The organism is Rhodococcus antarcticus (genome assembly GCF_026153295.1).
GTDB lineage: Bacteria > Actinomycetota > Actinomycetes > Mycobacteriales > Mycobacteriaceae > Rhodococcus_D > Rhodococcus_D antarcticus.
The window spans coordinates 2,602,969-2,621,971 of the sequence record NZ_CP110615.1 but is presented as its reverse complement, the minus strand read 5'-3'; the positions used below and the strand labels follow the sequence as shown (position 1 = coordinate 2,621,971).

Annotated in this window: 17 protein-coding genes; 7 read left to right on the top strand and 10 right to left on the bottom strand. The window is 73.6% G+C overall.

All coding sequences use genetic code 11. The annotated features are described in order from the left end of the window. Positions 1-5 precede the first annotated feature (5 nt). Positions 6-677, bottom strand: coding sequence for a PAQR family membrane homeostasis protein TrhA (gene trhA / locus RHODO2019_RS12780; protein WP_265384758.1), 672 nt, complete (start codon positions 675-677; stop codon positions 6-8). 128 nt (positions 678-805) lie between these two features. On the opposite strand from trhA, the gene RHODO2019_RS12775 reads away from it, so the two are divergent. Then, positions 806-1,567, top strand: a complete 762-nt coding sequence (locus RHODO2019_RS12775) for an isoprenyl transferase (RefSeq protein ID WP_265382156.1) — start codon at positions 806-808, stop codon at positions 1,565-1,567. Positions 1,568-1,570: 3 nt separating this feature from the next. Here RHODO2019_RS12775 and RHODO2019_RS12770 read toward each other — a convergent pair whose 3' ends face one another. Together RHODO2019_RS12770 and RHODO2019_RS12765 are read right to left on the bottom strand one after the other, a co-directional pair. Next, on the bottom strand, positions 1,571-2,737 hold the full coding sequence (locus RHODO2019_RS12770; RefSeq protein WP_265382155.1) for a CaiB/BaiF CoA transferase family protein: 1,167 nt from the start codon (positions 2,735-2,737) through the stop codon (positions 1,571-1,573). Beyond that, complete coding sequence (locus RHODO2019_RS12765) at positions 2,734-4,485, bottom strand: glycoside hydrolase family 13 protein (protein ID WP_265382154.1); 1,752 nt, start codon at positions 4,483-4,485, stop codon at positions 2,734-2,736. The genes RHODO2019_RS12770 and RHODO2019_RS12765 overlap by 4 nt, the downstream gene beginning before the upstream one ends. Positions 4,486-4,553: 68 nt before the next feature. Here RHODO2019_RS12765 and RHODO2019_RS12760 point away from each other — a divergent pair, with 68 nt between their 5' ends. Then, complete coding sequence (locus tag RHODO2019_RS12760; RefSeq protein ID WP_265382153.1) at positions 4,554-5,759, top strand: DUF885 domain-containing protein; 1,206 nt, start codon at positions 4,554-4,556, stop codon at positions 5,757-5,759. 440 nt (positions 5,760-6,199) lie between these two features. Further along, positions 6,200-7,573 carry an RNA 5'-3' helicase PhoH2 gene (gene phoH2, locus RHODO2019_RS12755; protein ID WP_435532117.1) on the top strand — a complete coding sequence of 458 codons (1,374 nt, stop codon included), beginning with the start codon at positions 6,200-6,202 and terminating at the stop codon, positions 7,571-7,573. A gap of 24 nt (positions 7,574-7,597) precedes the next feature. Here phoH2 and RHODO2019_RS12750 read toward each other — a convergent pair whose 3' ends face one another. Genes RHODO2019_RS12750 through RHODO2019_RS12740 form a run of 3 tightly spaced genes read right to left on the bottom strand, consistent with a single transcriptional unit; the run spans position 7,598 to position 11,039 of the window. Further along, the gene (locus tag RHODO2019_RS12750; RefSeq protein ID WP_265382152.1) at positions 7,598-9,172 is read right to left on the bottom strand and encodes a long-chain-fatty-acid--CoA ligase; all 1,575 of its coding nucleotides are present in this window, start codon (positions 9,170-9,172) and stop codon (positions 7,598-7,600) included. 47 nt (positions 9,173-9,219) lie between these two features. Next, complete coding sequence (locus RHODO2019_RS12745) at positions 9,220-9,627, bottom strand: hypothetical protein (protein ID WP_265382151.1); 408 nt, start codon at positions 9,625-9,627, stop codon at positions 9,220-9,222. Next, positions 9,624-11,039, bottom strand: coding sequence for a class II fumarate hydratase (locus tag RHODO2019_RS12740; protein WP_265382150.1), 1,416 nt, complete (start codon positions 11,037-11,039; stop codon positions 9,624-9,626). Before RHODO2019_RS12740 ends, RHODO2019_RS12745 begins: the two co-directional genes overlap by 4 nt. A 95-nt stretch (positions 11,040-11,134) precedes the next feature. On the opposite strand from RHODO2019_RS12740, the gene RHODO2019_RS12735 reads away from it, so the two are divergent. Next, positions 11,135-12,109: an NAD(P)/FAD-dependent oxidoreductase gene (locus RHODO2019_RS12735; RefSeq protein WP_265382149.1), complete on the top strand. Its 975-nt coding sequence runs from the start codon at positions 11,135-11,137 to the stop codon at positions 12,107-12,109. A gap of 10 nt (positions 12,110-12,119) precedes the next feature. Then, positions 12,120-14,033 (top strand): ABC transporter ATP-binding protein, encoded by a 1,914-nt coding sequence (locus RHODO2019_RS12730; RefSeq protein ID WP_265382148.1) that lies wholly within the window; start codon positions 12,120-12,122, stop codon positions 14,031-14,033. Positions 14,034-14,081: 48 nt separating this feature from the next. Here the strand turns inward: RHODO2019_RS12730 and glpX are convergent, their stop codons facing one another. Continuing rightward, entirely contained in the window at positions 14,082-15,104 is a 1,023-nt protein-coding gene (gene glpX, locus RHODO2019_RS12725) for a class II fructose-bisphosphatase (protein WP_265382147.1), read from the bottom strand. Between the two features lie 129 nt (positions 15,105-15,233). Here glpX and RHODO2019_RS12720 point away from each other — a divergent pair, with 129 nt between their 5' ends. Continuing rightward, a complete protein-coding gene (locus RHODO2019_RS12720) occupies positions 15,234-15,809 on the top strand; it encodes a DUF4245 domain-containing protein (RefSeq protein WP_265382146.1) in 576 nt (191 codons plus the stop codon). A gap of 4 nt (positions 15,810-15,813) precedes the next feature. On the opposite strand, the gene RHODO2019_RS12715 is transcribed toward RHODO2019_RS12720, so the two are convergent. Genes RHODO2019_RS12715 through RHODO2019_RS12705 form a run of 3 tightly spaced genes read right to left on the bottom strand, consistent with a single transcriptional unit; the run spans position 15,814 to position 17,925 of the window. Further along, entirely contained in the window at positions 15,814-16,032 is a 219-nt protein-coding gene (locus RHODO2019_RS12715; RefSeq protein WP_265382145.1) for an exodeoxyribonuclease VII small subunit, read from the bottom strand. After that, on the bottom strand, positions 16,029-17,300 hold the full coding sequence (gene xseA, locus RHODO2019_RS12710) for an exodeoxyribonuclease VII large subunit (protein WP_265382144.1): 1,272 nt from the start codon (positions 17,298-17,300) through the stop codon (positions 16,029-16,031). Before xseA ends, RHODO2019_RS12715 begins: the two co-directional genes overlap by 4 nt. Before the next feature lie 13 nt (positions 17,301-17,313). Next, a complete protein-coding gene (locus RHODO2019_RS12705; RefSeq protein WP_265382143.1) occupies positions 17,314-17,925 on the bottom strand; it encodes a lipid droplet-associated protein in 612 nt (203 codons plus the stop codon). 75 nt (positions 17,926-18,000) lie between these two features. On the opposite strand from RHODO2019_RS12705, the gene RHODO2019_RS12700 reads away from it, so the two are divergent. Next, positions 18,001-18,996, top strand: a complete 996-nt coding sequence (locus RHODO2019_RS12700) for a 4-hydroxy-3-methylbut-2-enyl diphosphate reductase (protein WP_265382142.1) — start codon at positions 18,001-18,003, stop codon at positions 18,994-18,996. The last annotated feature ends 7 nt before the right edge of the window (positions 18,997-19,003 follow it).

The following is a 19,003-nucleotide window of genomic DNA, read 5'->3' as shown; positions in this document are numbered from 1 at the left end:
GGGGGTCAGACGGCGTAGATCGTCAGCCAGATCGCCACGTAGTGGCACAGGGCGGCCAGCACGGTGGCCAGGTGGAACACCTCGTGGAAGCCGAAGGTCGACGGCCACGGGTTGGGTCGCTTGATGCCGTAGGCCAGCCCGCCGAGCGAGTAGAACAGCCCGCCCACCAGCAGCAGCACGAGCGCGGCGACACCGGCCCGGTGCAGCAGGTCCGGCAGCACGAACACCGCCACCCAGCCCAGCGCCAGGTACAGCGGCACCCCCAGCCAGCGCGGCGCCTCCGGCCAGGCCATCTTCAGCGCCACCCCCAGCAGCGCCCCCACCCACACCACGGCCAGCACCACGTCGCCGGTGTGCTCCGGCATGGCGAGCAGCGCGAACGGCGTGTAGCTCCCCGCGATGAACACGAAGATCATCGAGTGGTCGGCGCGCTTCATCCACGTGCGCACCCGGGGGCTGTGCCAGGTGCGCCGGTGGTACAGGGCGCTGGTGCCGAACAGGGCCGAGACGGTGACGGCGTAGACGGCGGTACCGACCGCGGCCCGACCGGAGACGGTGGACGCGGCGAGGACGACGAGCACGGTTCCGGTGACCGTCGAGGCGAGGAACGACCAGAAGTGGATCCAGCCCCGGGCGCGCGGCTTGAGCGCCGAGGGTGCCGGCGTCAGGGTGGTCATGGTGGTCACCTCCTCGACGGTACGGAGGTTCGGTCCGCGCCAGGGGCCAGTGTGGCAGCCGCGACGGCTGCGCGGACGGTCCCGTTGCCCCTGCCCCGGGCCGCGACGGCGGCGTAGCGTTGCCCGTCGTGAACACGCCCCGGGTCCTGTACGGCGTCTACGAGCGCCGCCTGCTCCGGCAGCTGGAGCACATGCAGCACCCGCGCCACGTCGGCGTCATCGTCGACGGGAACCGTCGCTGGGCCCGCGAGGCCGGGTTCGCCGACGTCAACCACGGCCACCGGGTGGGCGCGGAGAAGATCGCCGACCTGCTGCGCTGGTGCGACGACGCCGGCGTGGAGGTGGTCACCCTGTACCTGCTCTCGACCGACAACCTCCGGCGTGCGGCGGCCGAGCTCGACCCGCTGCTGGAGATCATCACCAACGTCGTCGACGAGCTCAGCGGGCCGAGCGCCAACTGGCAGCTGCGGATCGTCGGCTCGCTGGACGCGCTGCCGCAGGCCACGGCCACCCGTCTCAAGGAGGCGGCGGCGCGCACCGGGGGCCGGCCGGGCGCACAGGTGAACGTGGCCGTGGGCTACGGCGGCCGGCAGGAGATCGTCGACGCCGTGCGGTCGCTCATCGCCGAGAACGCCGGCGTCGGACCGCACGAGCTGGCCGACGCCGTGACCGTGGACAGCATCGCCGAGCACCTCTACACCTCGGGCCAGCCGGACCCGGACCTGCTCATCCGCACCTCGGGCGAGCAGCGCCTGTCGGGCTTCCTGCTCTGGCAGAGCGCGCACTCGGAGTTCTGGTTCACCGAGGCGCACTGGCCGGACTTCCGGCGGGTGGACTTCCTCCGTGCGCTGCGCGACTACGCGGTGCGCCACCGCCGCTTCGGCAGCTGAGCGCTACCGCAGCTCGGCCAGCACCTCGTCGGTGTCCTGACCCAGCGTCGGGGCGTGCCGACGAAGGGCGGTGGGCGTGGCGGAGAACCGCACCGGGCTCGCGATCACCCGGTACTCCCCCTCGGTGGGGTGGGTGTGCACGTCGAGCAGGTGCCCCTCCTGCACGTAAGGGTCGTCCACCGCCGTCGTCACGTCCAGCACGCGGGACATGGGGACGCTGTGCTCGGTGCACAGCACCTCCCACTCGGCGGTGGTGCGCGTCGGTGCGACCTCGGCGATCGCGGCGTAGAGCTCGTCCCAGTGCAGGGCCCGCTGGGCCGGGCTGAGGAAGCGCTCGTCCGCCGCGAGGTCGGGGCGCCCCGCGGCGGTGAAGAACACCGCGATGTCGCGCTCGTTGTAGGGCAGCAGGCAGGCCCAGCCGTCCGCCGTGCGCACGGCGGCGTGGTTGCGGGCCAGCGCGCGGGTGTACCCGGCCGACCCCAGCGGCGGGGAGTACGTGTCCCCGGCGAGGTGCTCGACCATGGTGAACGCGAGCAGGGTGTCGGTCATCGGCACCTCCACGTGCTGGCCCTGCCCGGTGGCCCGCTGGTGCACCAGCGCACCCAGCACGGAGTACGCGATGGTCATGGCGCACACCTTGTCCGCCATGATCGTGGGGACGTAGGTGGGTGTCCCGGTGGCGCGACGCATGAGGTCGGTGAGCCCGGACGCGGACTGCACGATCTCGTCGTAGGCGGCGCGGTCGGCCATCGCGGAGTCGCTGCGGAAGCCCTGCGCCGTGCAGTGCACCAGGCGCGGGTTGATCTCGGCCACCGACGCCGGGTCCAGCCCGAGCCGGGCGAGGGCACCGGGACGCATGTTGGTGATCATGACGTCCGCGGTGCGCAGCAGCGCGATCAGGTCGGTGTGGCCCTGCGGCGTCTTGAGATCGAGCACGACGGAGCGCTTGTTGCGGTTGACGTTCAGCCCCAGCACCCCCATCCCGGGGTTGCGCTGCGGGATGGTGCGACGGGTGGAGTCCCCGGCCGGCGACTCCACCTTGATGACGTCCGCGCCCATGTCGCCGAGGATCTGGCACGCGAAAGGTCCCATCACCACCGAGGAGAGGTCGATGACGCGGACCCCGTCCAGCGGTCCGGCGGGTGCGGTGGTCACGGGTGGGGTGGTCACCGTCCCAGTCTGGTCGTCGACCGCCCGCGGGTCGACGACGGGTCCCGGGCGGCGGCTCGACGACGCAGCACCCGGGCCTCCCACGCGCCCAGCTGCGCGGGTCGGTCCCCGGCGGGGCCGCTGGAGAGCACCACCTCGCCGCCGAGGCCCCCCAGCTCGGCGAGCTCCGCCCCGTCCAGCGTCACCGGTGCGCTGGAGACGTTCGCGACCACCAGCAGCTGCGCCGTCGGTGTCGTCCGGGTGAAGGCCCACACCTGCTCGTGCTCGGCCAGCAGCAGCGCGAACACCCCGTCGGTGACCACCGGATCGGTGTGCCGCAGCTCGACCAGGCGCCGGTAGTGGTGGAACACCGACCCGGGATCGGCCCGCGCCGCCTCGGCGTTGACGTCCACGTGGTTCGGGTGCACCCCGATCCACGGTGCGCCGGTGCTGAACCCGGCGCTCGTCCCCGGGGTCCACTGCACCGGCGTGCGGGCGTTGTCCCGGCTGGCCGGCGCCAGGGCCGCGAGCACGACGTCGGGGTCCGCGCCCGCCCCCACCGCCTCGCGGTGGTGGTTGAGCGACTCCAGGTCCCGGTGCTCGGCCAGGGAGGCGAAGACCGCGTTGGTCATGCCCAGCTCCTCGCCCTGGTAGACGTAGGGCGTGCCGCGGTGCAGGTGCAGCACGGTGCCCAGGGCCATCGCCGAGGCCACCCGGTGGGCGGGGGAGTCGTCGCCGAAGCGGCTCACCGCGCGCGGCTGGTCGTGGTTGGACCAGTACAGCGAGTTCCAGCCCACGTCGGCCAGACCGGTCTGCCAGCGGGCGAGGTTGGCCTTGAGCTCGCGCAGCTCCAGCGGCCGCGGGTCCCACTTGTCGCGGCCGTGGTCGAGACCCACGTGCTCGAACTGGAACACCATGTCCACCTCGGCCCGGGCGGGGTCCGTGAGCAGCCGGGCCTGCTCGACGGTCACCCCGGGCATCTCGCCCACGGTGAGCACGGCCTGCGGGCGTCCGGCGAAGACCCGCTCGTGCAGCTCGTGCAGGAACTCGTGCAGCCGGGGCCCGTTCTGGAAGTGCGGTGCGCCGTCGCCGAACAGCGCGCCGGGCGCCACCACCCCGTCGGGCAGCCCGTCCACCTTGGACACGAAGTTGACGACGTCCATCCGGAAGCCGTCCACCCCGCGGTCCAGCCACCAGGCGACCATCTCGTGCACGGCCGCACGGACCTCCGGGTTCTCCCAGTTCAGGTCCGGCTGCTTCGGCGAGAACAGGTGCAGGTACCACTGCCCCGTGGTCGTGTCGCGGTCCCAGGCCGGCCCGGAGAACGCGGCGCCCCAGTTGTTCGGCGGCCGCTCCCCGCCGTCGCGACCGCCCCGCCAGACGTACCAGTCACGCTTGGGGTTGGTCGTCGAGGAGCGGGACTCCACGAACCAGGGGTGCTCGTCGGAGGTGTGGTTGACCACCAGGTCCATCACGAGCCGCATCCCGCGCGCGTGCAGGGTGGCGAGGAGCTCGTCGAGGTCGGCCAGGGTGCCGAAGACGGGGTCGACGTCGCGGTAGTCGCTGATGTCGTAGCCGTTGTCGTCCTGCGGGCTGCGGTAGATCGGCGACAGCCACACCACGTCGACGCCGAGGGCCGCCAGGTGGTCCAGGTGGCTGAGCACGCCGCGGAGGTCGCCGATCCCGTCACCGTCGGAGTCGGCGAAGCTGCGCGGATAGACCTGGTAGACGACGGCGGTGGACCACCAGGGCGGCGTGGGCGGCGTCACGCCCACGATGGTGCCAGTCGAGGTGGCCGGGCGACGGCGTCGATCTCCCACCACTACCGTGACCCTTCGTGGACGAGACGACGCTGGTGCGCGAGTACCTCCTGCTGGGCCTGCGCTTCGACCGGCTCGAGCCGGGGTTCGTGGACGCCTACACCGGCGACCCGGCGCTGCGGCGGCAGACCGAGAACGAGCCCGTGCCGGAGCCGGCCGCCCTGGCCGCCCGGGCCGCGACCCTGCGGACGGAGCTGCCCGGCGCTGGGCTGGCGGCCGAGCGGGAGCGGTTCCTCGGGGTGCACCTGCGGGCGCTGGAGTGCAGCGGGCAGAAGATGGCCGGGCAGGGGATCAGCTTCGTGGACGAGGTGGACGCGTACTTCGACGTGCGGATCTCCACCGGCGACGAGGACTCCTACCGGGCCGCGCACCGCGCCATGGGCGACGAGCTTCCCGGCGACGGCCCGCTGGCCGCGCGGCTGAACGCCGTCCGGGCCCTGGAGGAGGTGCCGCCGGAGCGCCTCGAGGTGGCCGTGCACGCCTTCTCCAGCGCGCTGCGCGACCGGGTGCGCACCCAGTTCGCGCTGCCCGAGGACGAGACCGTGACCTACGAGGTGGTCGGCGACAAGCCGTGGTCGGGCTTCAACTACTACCTGGGCGGCAACCACAGCAAGGTCGCGATCAACTCCGACCTCACCCAGCGGATGAGCTCGCTGCCGCACCTGGTGGCCCACGAGTCCTACCCCGGCCACCACACCGAGCACTGCCGGAAGGAGGCCGGGATCGTGGCCGCCGGGCAGCTCGAGCAGAGCCTGTTCCTGGTCAACACCCCGCAGTGCCTGATGGCCGAGGGGCTCGCGGACCTCGGGCTGGCCGCCGTGGTGGGGCCGGGCTGGGGGGTGTGGGCGGAGGAGATCTTCGCCGACCTGGGCCTGCGCTTCGACGGGGCGCGGGCCGAGCGGCTCGAGGTCGCCTCGGCGGCGCTGGTGGGGGTGCGCCAGGACGCGGCGCTCATGCTCCACGACCAGGGCGCGGACCCCGACGCGGTGGTGGCGTTCCTGCAGCGGTGGCTGCTGGTGCCCGCGCCGCGCGCGCGGCAGATGCTGCGGTTCCTCTCCGACCCCCTGTGGCGGGCGTACACCACCACCTACGTCGAGGGCTACCGGCTGCTGCACGCCTGGCTCGAGGCGCGCCCGGCCGACGAGCCGATGGGCGAGCGCTACCGCCGTCTGCTCGACGAGCCCCTGGTGCCGTCCTCTATCCGCGCCGAGCTCACCGCCTGAACGGCTGCCGCCCGCCGCGCCTGCCGCCTGAACGGCTGCCGCCCGCGCCGCCGTTCGCCCGCCGCTCGCCTCCCCGCGCCCGTCCCCGCCGTTCTGACACACCGAACGACCCTCGCTGCGCTGTGGCGCCCTGCCTCGCGATCGGTGTGCGAGAACGACGGTGGCGTCGACATGGCCGGCCGGGGACCCGCGGGTGGACGGCGGGTGGCGGTCGGGATCCGTGCTCCGGGGGCACGGGCGTGTCGCGCCGCACGGTCCGAACCCGGGCGTAGCGTCCGGCTCGTCGGGTGGTGGGGAAGCCACCCGTCCGGGAGGTTCTCAGTCGTGAAGATCACGAGGGGGCCGGCGCCCGGCTCCCGTTCCCGTCGCTGACGGGGACCGGGGGACGGACCGGCCCAGCTGATCCGCAACCGCGGGCGCCGCGGGTGCGTAGGAGACACGTGACCGCTGTCCGCACTGCGTCCGCCCCCTCCACCGCCGGCACGTCCGGCAACCACCCTCGCCCGCCCCACCACCCGGTCAAGACCTACGTCCTGGACACCTCCGTCCTGCTCTCGGACCCGTGGGCCATCACCCGCTTCGCCGAGCACGACGTCGTGCTGCCCCTGGTGGTCATCTCCGAGCTGGAGGGCAAGCGCCACCACCCCGAGCTCGGCTGGTTCGCCCGGGAGTCGCTGCGCCTGCTCGACGACCTGCGCCTGACCCACGGTCGTCTCGACCAGCCCATCACCGTCACCGACGTCGGGGGCTCCCTGCACGTCGAGCTCAACCACACCGACCCGTCGGTGCTGCCCTCGGGCTTCCGGACCGACACCAACGACGCCCGGATCCTCGCGTGCTCGCTGAACCTGGCGGCCGAGGGGCGCGATGTCGTCCTCGTCACCAAGGACACCCCGCTGCGGGTCAAGGCGGGTGCGGTGGGCCTGCCGGCCGACGAGTACCGGGCCCAGGACGTCGTGAACTCCGGCTGGACCGGGATGGCCGAGCTGGCCGTGCGCCAGGCCGACGTGGACGCGCTGTTCGAGAGCGGGCGGATCGACCTGGACGAGGCTCGGGACCTGCCGTGCCACACCGGGGTCCGGCTGCTGGCGGGCACGCAGAGCGCCCTGGGGCGGGTGGGCGCGGACAAGCAGGTGGTGCTGGTGCGCGGGGAGCGCGAGGCCTTCGGGCTGCACGGGCGCTCGGCCGAGCAGCGGATCGCGCTGGACCTGCTGCTCGACGAGAGCATCGGGATCGTCTCCCTCGGCGGCCGGGCGGGCACGGGGAAGTCGGCGCTCGCGCTGTGTGCGGGCCTGGAGTCGGTGCTGGAGCGCCGGTCGCACCGCAAGGTGGTGGTGTTCCGGCCGCTCTACGCCGTGGGTGGCCAGGACCTGGGCTACCTGCCCGGCTCCGAGGCCGAGAAGATGGGTCCCTGGGGCCAGGCCGTGTTCGACACCCTGGAGGGGATGGCGGACCCGGGCACCATCGAGGAGGTGCTGGCCCGGGGGATGCTCGAGGTGCTGCCCCTGACCCACATCCGTGGCCGCTCGCTGCACGACTCGTTCGTCATCGTCGACGAGGCGCAGAGCCTGGAGCGCAACGTGCTGCTCACCGTGCTCTCCCGGCTGGGCACCGGCTCGCGGGTGGTGCTCACCCACGACGTGGCCCAGCGGGACAACCTCCGGGTGGGCCGGCACGACGGGGTGGCGGCGGTCATCGAGAAGCTCAAGGGCCACCCGCTGTTCGCGCACATCACCCTCACGCGCAGCGAGCGCTCACCCATCGCGGCCCTGGTCACCGAGATGCTGGAGGAGTTCGGCCCCGGGATGCCCTGAGCCCCCGCCCCGGCCGGCAGGGGATCAGACCGCGCGGTCGCGGGCCGCCCAGTGCGGAGCCCGCAGGTCGCGCTTGAGGATCTTGCCGGTCGGGTTGCGGGGCAGCGCCTCGACGATGTCGATGGTGCGCGGGCACTTGAACTTCGCCAGGCTCTCCCGGCACCAGGCGATGAGCTCGGCCTCGGTGGCGGTGCTCCCGGGCTGGAGCGAGACGACGGCCTTGACCGACTCGCCCCAGGTGTCGTCGGGGATGCCGATGACCGCGACCTCGGCCACCGCGGGGTGCTCGGCCAGCACCCGCTCGACCTCGGGGGAGTAGATGTTCTCCCCGCCCGAGATGATCATGTCCTTGAGCCGGTCCTCCACGTAGAGGTAGCCGTGGGCGTCGAGGCGGCCCACGTCGCCGGTGCGGAACCAGCCGTCGGTGGTGATCGCCTGCGCGGTCGCCTCGGGCTTGCCCAGGTAGCCCTTCATCAGCTGCGGGGTGCGCATCCAGATCTCGCCGTGCTCGTCGTCGCTGACGTCGGTGAGCGTGGCGGGGTCCACGATCCGCAGCTCCACGTGCGGCAGCGGCTGGCCGGCCGACAGCACGCGCTCGGGGTGCTCGGGGTCGTGGTGGTCCGCCGGCAGCAGGTGGGTCGCGACCCCGCCGACCTCGGTGAGCCCGTAGACCTGCAGGAACTCCGTGTCGGGCCACGCCTGCATCGCCGCGCGCAGCAGCGGGGCCGGCATGGGCGCGGCGCCGTAGCAGTAGGTCTTCAGCCGCCCGAACACGCCGATCGCGTCCGCCCCGGACTGCAGCACCTGGGCGAGCACCGCCGGCACGAGGAAGGTGCGGTTGGCCCCGGCCAGGATCGCCCCGGCCAGGGACGCCCCGTCCGGGTCACGGGTCAGCACCGAGGGGACCCCGTCGTGCGGTCCGACCTGGAACCACGACGACCCGCCGACGTGGAACAGCGGCATGGCGACCATGATCTTGTCCCCGGCCTCGATCTCCCAGCCGTCCTGCGAGTGCACCGTGTGGGCGACCATGTTGGCCTGGCTGAGCATCACGCCCTTGGGTCGGCCGGTGGTGCCGGAGGAGTACATGACCAGCACGACGTCCTCGGGCGTCACCTCCGGGTCCGGCCCGACCGGCTGCGCCGCGGCGATCCAGGCCTCGTACTCGTCGTCCCCGCCGCCCCCCGGGGTCACCTCGACAACCCGCTCGACGGTGCCCAACCGGTCGCGGACCGCCGCCACGACGGGCACGAGCTCGGTGCCCACCACGAGGATCCGGGCCCCGCAGTCGTTGACCGCGTACTGGACCTCGTCGCCGGCCGAGCGCCAGTTGACGATCGCGAGGGCCGCCCCGATGAGCCCGCAGGCGTAGGTCAGCTCCAGGCAGGCGGGGTGGTTCTTGTCGAGGAAGGCGACGATGTCGCCGCGCCCGATCCCGGCACCACGCAGGGCGCCGGCCGCCCGGTGCACCCGCTCGTCCCACTGCGCCCACGTCCAGGTGCGGTCGAGGTAGGTCAGCGCCTCACCGTCGGGCGTCGTCGCAGCCCAGTGCGCGAGGCGGTCGTTGATGAGGCGGGCGTCGGGCGCGAGGGACGTCATGTCCAGATTGTGACGCAGCGCACCCGGGGTCGGCGGAGCGGGGTGGGTCAGGCGGCACCAGCGGAGGCCAGCACCGCCGCTGCGGTGAACACGACCGACCGCCACGCGTTCGCCCGCAGCAGCGCGGCGCCCAGGTCCGCGGTGAACCCGTCCCCGAGCCGGGAGTGCACGGGCACCGCCCACGCCACCGTCAGCAGCACGCCGCCGAGCGCGGCCACCGCGTGCACCACGCTCAGCACGCCGAACGAGGTGAGCAGCCACCACGCCGTCGCTCCGCCCTGGACCACCCACGCCGGCCCGACCGCCCACACGATGCGGCGCGAGTGCGCGGCGTGGTGGGCGGCCCACCGGTCGGCGGGGACGTCGGCGAAGCCCGGGTAGGCGGTGGCCTGCACCGTCCACCCGAGCCCCGCCAACCACCAGCCGGCGGCCGCGGCCACCAGCGCCTGGATCACTCCCGCACGTGCGCCATGGCGAGCACGTCGAGGCGGCGGTCGAGCTCGGCCTCGCTGAGCTTGTCCGGCACCAGCCCGCGCTCCACGACCACCTGGCGGATGGTCTTGCGCTCCTTGAGGGCCTGCTTGGCCACCGAGGCGGCCTCCTCGTAGCCGATGGCCGAGTTCAGCGGGGTGACGATGGACGGCGAGGACTCGGCGAGCTCGCGGCAGTGCTCCACCTCGGCCTCGGTGCCGTCGATGCAGCGGTCCGCGAGCAGCCGGGAGGCGTTGGCGAGCAGCCGGATCGACTCCAGCAGGTTGCGCGCCATGACGGGGATCTGCACGTTGAGCTCGAAGCTGCCCGACGCGCCCGCCCACGCGATCGCGGCGTCGTTGCCGATCACCTGCGAGCACACCTGCAGGGTGGCCTCCGGGATCACCGGGTTGACCTTGCCGGGCATGATCGAGGAACCGGGCTGCAGGTCGGGCAGGCGGAGCTCGCCGAGGCCCGTGCGCGGTCCCGATCCCATCCACCGCAGGTCGTTGCAGATCTTGGTCAGCGAGACGGCGATGGTGCGCAGGGCGCCGGACGCCTCGACCAGGGCGTCGCGGCTGGCCTGGGCCTCCATGTGGTCCACGGCCTCGCGGAGGACGCTGAGCCCGGTGGCCTCGCGCAGGGCCTGCACCACGGCGCTGCCGAAGCCCTCGGGCGCGTTGAGGCCCGTGCCCACGGCGGTGCCGCCGATGGCGAGCTCGCCCAGGCGCGGCAGCGTGGCCTGGACCCGCTCGACCCCGGCCTCGACCTGGCGGGCGTAGCCACCGAACTCCTGGCCCAGGGTCACCGGCACCGCGTCCATGAGATGGGTGCGACCGGACTTCACGACCGTGGCCCACTCGCGCGCCTTGGCGGCCAGCGAGGCGTGCAGGTGCTCCAGGGCGGGCACGAGCTCGGTGGCGGCGGCCTCGGTGGCGGCGAGGTGGGTGGCCGTGGGGAAGGTGTCGTTGGAGCTCTGCGAGGCGTTGACGTGGTCGTTGGGGTGCACGTCCACCCCGGCGCGACCGGCCAGCGTCGCGATGACCTCGTTGGCGTTCATGTTCGAGCTGGTGCCGGAGCCGGTCTGGAAGACGTCGATGGGGAACTGGTCGTCGTGCTCGCCGGCCGCGATGGAGTCCGCCGCCGCGGCGATCGCGGCCGCCTGCTCGTCGGTGATCACCCCGAGCTGGGCGTTCACCCGCGCGCACGCCGCCTTGAGCAGGCCCAGCGCCCGGATCTGCGCCCGGTCCAGCCCTCGACCGCTGATGGGGAAGTTCTCCACCGCGCGCTGGGTCTGCGCCCGCCAGAGCGCGGCTGCGGGCACCCGCACCTCGCCCATCGTGTCGTGCTCGATCCGGAACTCGTCAGCTGCCACGTCCTTGGGGTCCACCGTCATGCCCGCAGACCTTGCCACCGAGGGTGCACCTGCTGCACGTGCCCCCCGGGGTGCCTACTGTGGTCCCCACACCGTCGTGCAGCGAGGAGCCTGGTTTGAGCCGGACGACGTGCGACCTGCTGGTGGTGGGCGCGGGCCCCACCGGCCTCTACGCGAGCTTCTACGCGGGCTTCCGCGGGCTCTCGACGGCCGTGGTGGACACGCTGCCCGAGGCCGGGGGCCAGGTGACCGCCATGTACCCCGAGAAGCTGATCTACGACGTGGCCGGGTTCCCCGCCGTCCGGGGGCGCGAGCTCGTCACCGGCCTCGTCGCCCAGGCCGCCCGGTACGAGCCCACCTACCTGCTCGGCGAGCAGGCCGCGACCCTCACGGACACCGACGACGGCTTCGAGGTGGGCCTGGCCGACGGCGGCACGGTGGTGACGCGTGCGGTGCTCGTCACCGGTGGACTGGGCACGTTCACGCCCCGACCGCTGCCGACGGGGGCGGGCTGGGCCGGGCGGGGCCTGGTGCACTTCATCCCCAGCATGGACGTCCACGCCGACCAGGACGTGGTCGTGGTCGGCGGCGGCGACTCCGCCTTCGACTGGGCGCTGGCCCTGCACCCGGTCGCGCGCAGCGTCACCCTCGTGCACCGCCGGGCCAAGTTCCGTGCGCACGCGGGCACGGTGGACGCGGTGAAGGCCCTCGGCGTGGAGCTCGTCACCGACGCCCAGGTGGCCGACTTCATCTCCGACACCGACGGCCACCTCGTCGGGCTCGACGTGCTGGTGGACGGGGCCACGCGGACGCTGCCGGCGCAGGCCGTGGTCGCTGCGCTGGGGTTCACCGCGGACCTCGGTCCGATCACCGAGTGGGGCCTGGACATCGACCACCGCCAGATCACCGTCGACTCCACGATGCGCACGGCCCGCGACCGGGTCTACGCGGCGGGCGACATCTGCACCTACCCGGGCAAGGTGAACCTCATCGCCACGGGCTTCGGTGAGGCCGCCACCGCGGTCAACAACATCGCCGTGGCGCTCGACCCGGACGCACACCTGTTCCCGGGGCACTCGTCGGCGGAGTAGGACGGGCGCGGTGAGCACCCCTGCACGCCCCACCCGGCCGGCCACGCTCAAGGGCGGTCGCGGGGCGTCGTTCGGCGAGGCGGCAGCGGCCTACCGCGAGGCAACGGCTGACCGCGGGCTGCTGCGCCGGGTGGCCGTGCTGTTCCACCCCTACCGCCGCGCCGTGGCCGGGCTCGGCGGGCTGATCGCGGTGACCTCGGGCCTCGGCGTGGTGAACCCGCTGCTGGTGAAGGCCGTCTTCGACCGCGCGCTGTTCGTGGCCGGCGGGCCGCGGCTGGGCCTGCTGGCGTGGCTGTGCGGGGTGATGGTCGTGGTGCCGCTGGTGAGCTCGGTGCTGGGGGTGGGCCAGAGCTACCTGACGAACAAGGTCGGCCAGCAGGTGATGCGGGACCTGCGGGCGCGGCTGTTCGGCCACCTGCAGACGCTGTCGCTGCGCTTCTTCACCGCCACCCGCACCGGGGAGATCCAGAGCCGCCTGCAGAACGACGTGGGCGGGCTCCAGTCGGTCATCACGACGACGGCCAGCTCGGTGCTGGGCAACCTGGTGGTGCTCGTGTCCACCCTGGTCGCGATGCTCGTGCTCTCCTGGCCGCTGACGGTGCTGAGCCTGGCCCTGCTGCCGCTGTTCGTGTGGCTGACCGGCCGGGTGGGCCGCGTGCGGCGCGCGCTCACCGCGCAGACCCAGGCGGCCCTGGCGGAGATGAGCGCCATCACCCAGGAGTCGCTCTCGGTGTCCGGGGTGCTGCTGAGCAAGACCTTCGGCCGCGAGGACCGTGACGCGCAGCGCTACGACACCCAGAACGAGCGCCTGGCCGGGCTGCAGGTGCGCCAGCAGATCGTCGGTCGGGCGTTCTTCGCGGTGGTGAACACGTTCTTCGCCGTCACGCCGGTGCTGGTGTACCTGGTGGCCGGCCTGCAGCTCTCCGGGCGGGTGTCGTTCCTCGGCGGCTCCGGGCTCACCGCCGGCACCGTGGTGGCGTTCACCACGTTGCAGGCGCGGCTGTTCGGCCCGATCAGCCAGCTGCTGCAGACCTCGACGGACCTCTCCTCCAGCGTCGCCCTGTTCGCGCGGGTGTTCGGCTACCTGGACCTGCGGGCCGACGTGGTGGAGGCCGCGGAGCCGGTGGCGCTGGAGGTCGCGGACGTCCGGGGCGAGGTCGAGCTGCAGGACGTGTGGTTCAGCTACGAGGAGGAGCCCGCACCCGGGGCGACCCGGCCGCGGCGGTGGGCGCTGCGCGGGCTGGACCTGCACGTGCGACCCGGACAGCTCGTCGCCGTGGTGGGCGCGAGCGGCGCGGGCAAGACCACCATCAGCTACCTGGTGCCGCGGCTGTACGACGTGGGCTCGGGGACGGTCCGCCTGGACGGGGTCGACGTCCGCGACGTGCCGCTGGCGACGCTGTCGGGCGCGATCGGGATGGTCACCCAGGAGACGTACCTGCTGCACGCCTCCGTGCGGGACAACCTGCTCTACGCCCGCCCGGGCGCCACCGACGCCGAGCTGGAGGCCGCGACGCGGGCGGCCAACGTGCACGAGCGGATCACCGAGCTCGAGCACGGCTACGACACGGTGGTGGGGGAGCGCGGCTACCGGCTCTCCGGTGGGGAGAAGCAGCGCATCGCCATCGCCCGGGTGCTGCTGAAGGACCCGCGGGTGCTGGTGCTGGACGAGGCGACCAGCGCGCTGGACACCGTCAGCGAGCGGCTGGTGCAGGCCGCGCTGGAACCGCTGATGGCCGGGCGCACGACGATCGCGATCGCCCACCGGCTCTCGACCATCCGCTCGGCCGACGTCATCGTGGTGGTGGACGCCGGGCGGGTGGTGGAGCGGGGCACCCACGACGAGCTGCTGGCCGTGGGCGGGTGGTACGCACAGCTGCACGCCGCCCAGGCGGGGGACCTGGTTCCCGCCGACCCGGGCTGAGCCCCCCCGCGGCGGCGCGCGGGCAGCGGCGCAGGGCGGCCCCCGGCGTCAGTCGTCGCCGCCCTCGAAGTCGATCGTGGAGTACTCGCGGAGCTTCTCCATCCGGTGCGAGGCGTCGATCATCCGCACGGTGCCAGACTTGCTGCGCATCACCAGGGACTGCGTGGTGCAGCCGCCGCCGCGGTAGCGGACCCCGCGCAGCAGGTCGCCGTCGGTGATCCCCGTGGCGCAGAAGAACACGTTGTCCCCGCCCACCAGGTCGTCCGTGGTGAGCACCCGGTCCAGGTCGTGCCCCGCGTCCAGGGCCTTGCGCCGCTCGGCGTCGTCCTTGGGGGCCAGGCGACCCTGGATGGCACCGCCCATGCAGCGCATGGCGGCCGCGGCGATGATGCCCTCGGGGGTGCCGCCGGTGCCGAGCAGGATGTCCACGCCGGAGTCGGGGCGCGCGGCCGCGATCGCCCCGGCCACGTCGCCGTCGGAGATGGTCTGGATGCGGGCGCCGGCCTCGCGGATCTCCCGGATCAGCCCGTCGTGGCGGGGCCGGTCCAGCACGCACACGGTGACCTCGGAGACGTGCCCACCCTTGGCCTTCGCGACGCGGCGCAGGTTCTCCCCGACCGGCGCGGTGAGGTCGATGACGTCCGCCGCCTCCGGCCCGACCGCGATCTTCTCCATGTAGAACACCGCCGACGGGTCGAACATCGCCCCCCGCTCGGCCACGGCCAGCACGGCGATCGCGTTGGGCATGCCCTTGGCCATCAGCGTGGTGCCGTCGACGGGGTCCACGGCCACGTCGCAGTCCGGTCCGGTGCCGTCACCGACCTCCTCGCCGTTGTAGAGCATGGGCGCCTCGTCCTTCTCGCCCTCGCCGATCACCACCACACCCCGCATCGAGACCGAGCTGACCAGCTTGCGCATGGCGTCCACGGCCGCGCCGTCACCACCGTTCTTGTCACCGCGGCCCACCCACTGCCCGGCGGCCATGGCCCCGGCCTCGGTCACCCGGACCAGCTCCATGGCGAGGTTGCGGTCGGGCGCCTCGCGGCGTCTCGGGGTGATGGTCGCCGACATCGGGGCCTCCTGGTGGTGGGGAGGAGCGGGTGGACGTGCTGCTCCAGGGTGATCCTGGCAGACGACGGCCCCGGGGACCGGGGCGGCGCAGCCCTGCGGGGCACGTCAGGACGGTGGGAGGATGGGGTCGTGCCCGCCGACAAGCCCCGCCACCTGCAGAACTCGCACGACCTGATCCTCTCGATCGTGCCGCTGGTGCTCATCAGCCTGGCCCTCGCGGGCCTCGCCCGAGGGTGCTCGTTCAGCCCCGGCGGCCCCACCGCAGCGCCTCCGCCCACGGTGGACTCGGCCCAGATCTACATCGACGACGCCGCCGCGGAGTCCTACCCGATCCGGGAGCCCGCGATGCCGGACGGGTGGGTGGCCAACTCCAGCTCGAACGCGAAGATCGGCGGCACGGCCGGAGGGACGGTGGTGCGCGTGGGGTACATCACCTCGGGTGGCAGCTACCTGAAGCTGGCGCAGAGCAGCGCGACGGTGCAGCAGCTCGTTCCGGAGGAGGTCGACACCCTCGACGGGAGCAGCGCGTCCGGGTCCATGGTGGTGGGGGGCGCCACCTGGGACGTCTACGCGAAGAAGGGCTCGGAGTCGGCGTGGGTGAGCGACCTGGGCCCCGTTCGGCTGCTCATCACCGGCAGCGGGTCCGACGCGGAGTTCGCGCAGCTGGCCACGGCGGTGCTCGCCCAGCCGCCGCTGGTGGGGTAGGCCCTCAGCCGACGGCGCCGTCCGCCTCGGCCAGGGCCGTCTCCACCCGTGTCCTCGCCCCCGCCAGGTGCTGCTCGCACCGGGCGGCCAGGGCCTCTCCGCGCTCCCACAGCGCGAGCGAGGCGTCGAGGTCGAGCCCGCCCTGCTCGAGCGCCCGCACCACCTCCACGAGCTCGTCGCGGCACTGCTCGTAGCCCAGCTCGGCCACCGCGGTCTCGGTCATCGGTCCTCCTGCTGCTGGGCGCCGTCCGCGGGGGTCGGCGGTGGGTCGGTGGTCAGCGTGGTGGTCGCGTGGACCGCGCCGTCGGCGACCCGGACGCGGAGCGTGGTGCCGGGTGGGGCGTCGGCCGTGGAGCGCAGCACGTGCGCGCCGGTGCCGTCCACCCGCTGCACCACCGCGTAGCCCCGGGCCAGGGTGGCGGCCGGTCCGAGCGTCCTCAGCCGGGCCCGCAGGTGCGCGGTCGCGGTGTCGGCGGTGTCGAGGTGGCGCCGGACGTCGCGCCGCGCGGTGGTCCGCAGCCGCTGGACCTCATCGGCACGGGCGTCGAGGGCGCGCAGCGGGTCCGCGAGCACGGGGCGGCTGCGCAGCTGGGCCAGCCCCCGCTCCTCGCGGTGCACCCAGGCCACCAGGGCCGCCCGGCTGCGGGCCCGGAGCTCGCGGACGCCGGCCGTCTCCGCCACGGCGTCGGGCACCACCCGCTTGGCGGCGTCGGTGGGGGTGGCGGCGCGGACGTCGGCGACGTGGTCGAGCAGCGGGTTGTCCGGCTCGTGGCCGATGGCGCTGACCACCGGGGTGGTGCAGCGGGCCACCGCGCGGCACAGCGTCTCGTCGGAGAAGGGCAGCAGGTCCTCCACGCTGCCGCCACCACGGGCGATGACGATGACGTCGACGTGCGGGTCGGCGTCCAGCTCGGCCAGGGCGGTGAGGATCTGCGGCACGGCGGTGGGCCCCTGCACGGCGGTGTTGCGGACTGCGAAGCGGACGGCGGGCCAGCGCTGGGCTGCCACGCTGAGCACGTCGCGCTCGGCCGCCGAGGCCCGGCCGGTGACGAGCCCCACGGTGCGGGGCAGGAAGGGCAGCGGCCGCTTCATTCGCGGGTCGAACAGGCCCTCGGCGTCCAGCAGCTGGCGCAGGCGCTCGAGGCGGGCGAGGAGCTCGCCGATCCCGACGGGGCGGATCGCGTCCACCTTGAGCGAGAAGGTGCCCCGACCGGCGAAGAACGTGGGGCTGCCGTGCACCACGACGCGGCTGCCCTCGGTCAGCGGGACCGGGCTGCCGGTCAGCAGGCGCGGGGAGCAGGTGAGGGTGAGCGAGATGTCGGCGGCCGGGTCCCGCAGCACGAGGAACGCGGTGGCCGTGCCGGGGCGGGCGTTGACCTGGGTGAGCTGACCCTCCACCCAGACGTCACCCAGCCGGGAGATCCACTGCTGCACCTTGAGCGAGACGGTGCGCACGGGCCACGGCTGCTCCGCGGTGCTGGGGGTGGTCACCGGGTGGGTGCGCTCACTGCGAGCGGACCGTGGCGATCCGGTTGGACAGCATCGTGAGGAACGGGGCCCGGGCCTGGGCGGCCCGCTCGTGCAGCAGCAGGTCCTCCAGCTCGGTGAGCGAGAGCGTGCGCAGGCGGGCGCGGAGCTGGGCCAGGGTCATCGCGTCGTAGCCCGGCAGCGGGGCGCGCGGCACCTCGGCGGCCTTCTCGGCCTTGCGCCGGGCGGTGTTCGGGGTGGCTCTGCCCGCCGGGCCCACCCCCCTCGTCGCGGTCCTGCGGTTGGCTGTGGCGGAGGTCTCCACGTCCTCGGGGACCTGGGAGTACAGCGCGAAGCGACCCGCGCTGCTCGGGCGGCCCGCGGGCGGGGTGGCCACCGGCGGGTGGTCGTCCTCGTCGAAGGTCGCCCACTCCGGCTGCTCCTGGCCCGGGGTGAGGAAGCTGAGGAGCTCGTCGCCGCGGATGGCCAGCGCCGTGACCTGCTGCTGGGTGCGCATGTAGCTCTGCAGCACCTGGCTGACGGCGGTGACGGGCAGCGAGACCACGGTGGAGGGCAGGCTGCGCACCTCGTCCACCGCGGTGGCGGCGAGACCGGCGGCGACCCGGACGACGAGAGGCAGGCGAGGCATGGCCCCAGCCTGCCTCACAACCCCGACAGGAGCGACGCGACGGCCCCGTGGGCGCTGCCGCCGTACCCTGGGGACATGTCTGTCGATGTGAGCCTCGGGATGGTCGGACGACGCGACGACGGCACGTCCAAGCGGGTCCTGCTGGCCGAGCCCCGTGGCTACTGCGCCGGCGTGGACCGTGCGGTGGAGACCGTGGAGCAGGCGCTCGCGCAGCACGGGGCGCCGATCTACGTCCGCAAGGAGATCGTCCACAACAAGCACGTGGTGCAGACGCTGCGCGAGGCGGGCGTGGTCTTCGTCGACGAGACCGACGAGGTGCCCGAGGGCTCGATCGTGGTGTTCTCCGCGCACGGCGTGTCGCCGGCGGTGCGGGCCTCGGCCGACGAGCGGGGCCTGCACAGCATCGACGCGACGTGCCCGCTGGTGACCAAGGTGCACCAGGAGGCCAAGCGGTTCGCCCGGGACGACTTCGACATCCTGCTCATCGGCCACGAGGGTCACGAGGAGGTGGAGGGCACTGCGGGCGAGGCGCCGGACCACGTCCAGCTCGTCGACGGGCCGGAGTCGGTGGACCGGGTGACCGTGCGCGACGAGAACAAGGTGATCTGGCTCTCGCAGACCACTCTCAGCGTCGACGAGACGATGCAGACCGTGCAGCGGCTGCGGGAGCGCTTCCCCAGCCTGCAGGACCCGCCCAGCGACGACATCTGCTACGCCACGCAGAACCGCCAGGTCGCGGTGAAGGCCATGGCGCCGGAGTGCGACCTCGTCGTCGTGGTGGGCTCGCGCAACTCCTCGAACTCGGTGCGCCTGGTCGAGGTGGCCCTCGGTGCCGGCGCACGCGCGAGCCACCTCGTGGACCACGCCGGGGAGATCGACGAGGCGTGGCTGCAGGGGGTGCGCACCGTGGGGGTGACCTCGGGTGCGTCGGTGCCGGAGCTGCTCGTGCGCGGGGTGCTCGAGTGGCTCGCCGAGCGCGGCTACGGGGAGGTCCAGCCCGTCACCACCGCCAACGAGACCCTGGTGTTCGCCCTGCCCCACGAGCTGAGGGCACCCCGCACCGCTCGGTGACGGGCTA

Excerpts from the sequence above, each read along its gene's own strand:
- trhA (WP_265384758.1), bottom strand. The coding sequence starts at position 677 with ATGACCACCCTGACGCCGGCACCCTCGGCGCTCAAGCCGCGCGCCCGG.
- RHODO2019_RS12750 (WP_265382152.1), bottom strand. The coding sequence starts at position 9,172 with ATGACGTCCCTCGCGCCCGACGCCCGCCTCATCAACGACCGCCTCGCG.
- RHODO2019_RS12740 (WP_265382150.1), bottom strand. The coding sequence starts at position 11,039 with ATGACGGTGGACCCCAAGGACGTGGCAGCTGACGAGTTCCGGATCGAG.
- glpX (WP_265382147.1), bottom strand. The coding sequence starts at position 15,104 with ATGTCGGCGACCATCACCCCGAGACGCCGCGAGGCGCCCGACCGCAAC.
- RHODO2019_RS12715 (WP_265382145.1), bottom strand. The coding sequence starts at position 16,032 with ATGACCGAGACCGCGGTGGCCGAGCTGGGCTACGAGCAGTGCCGCGAC.
- RHODO2019_RS12705 (WP_265382143.1), bottom strand. The coding sequence starts at position 17,925 with ATGCCTCGCCTGCCTCTCGTCGTCCGGGTCGCCGCCGGTCTCGCCGCC.
- RHODO2019_RS12700 (WP_265382142.1), top strand. The coding sequence starts at position 18,001 with ATGTCTGTCGATGTGAGCCTCGGGATGGTCGGACGACGCGACGACGGC.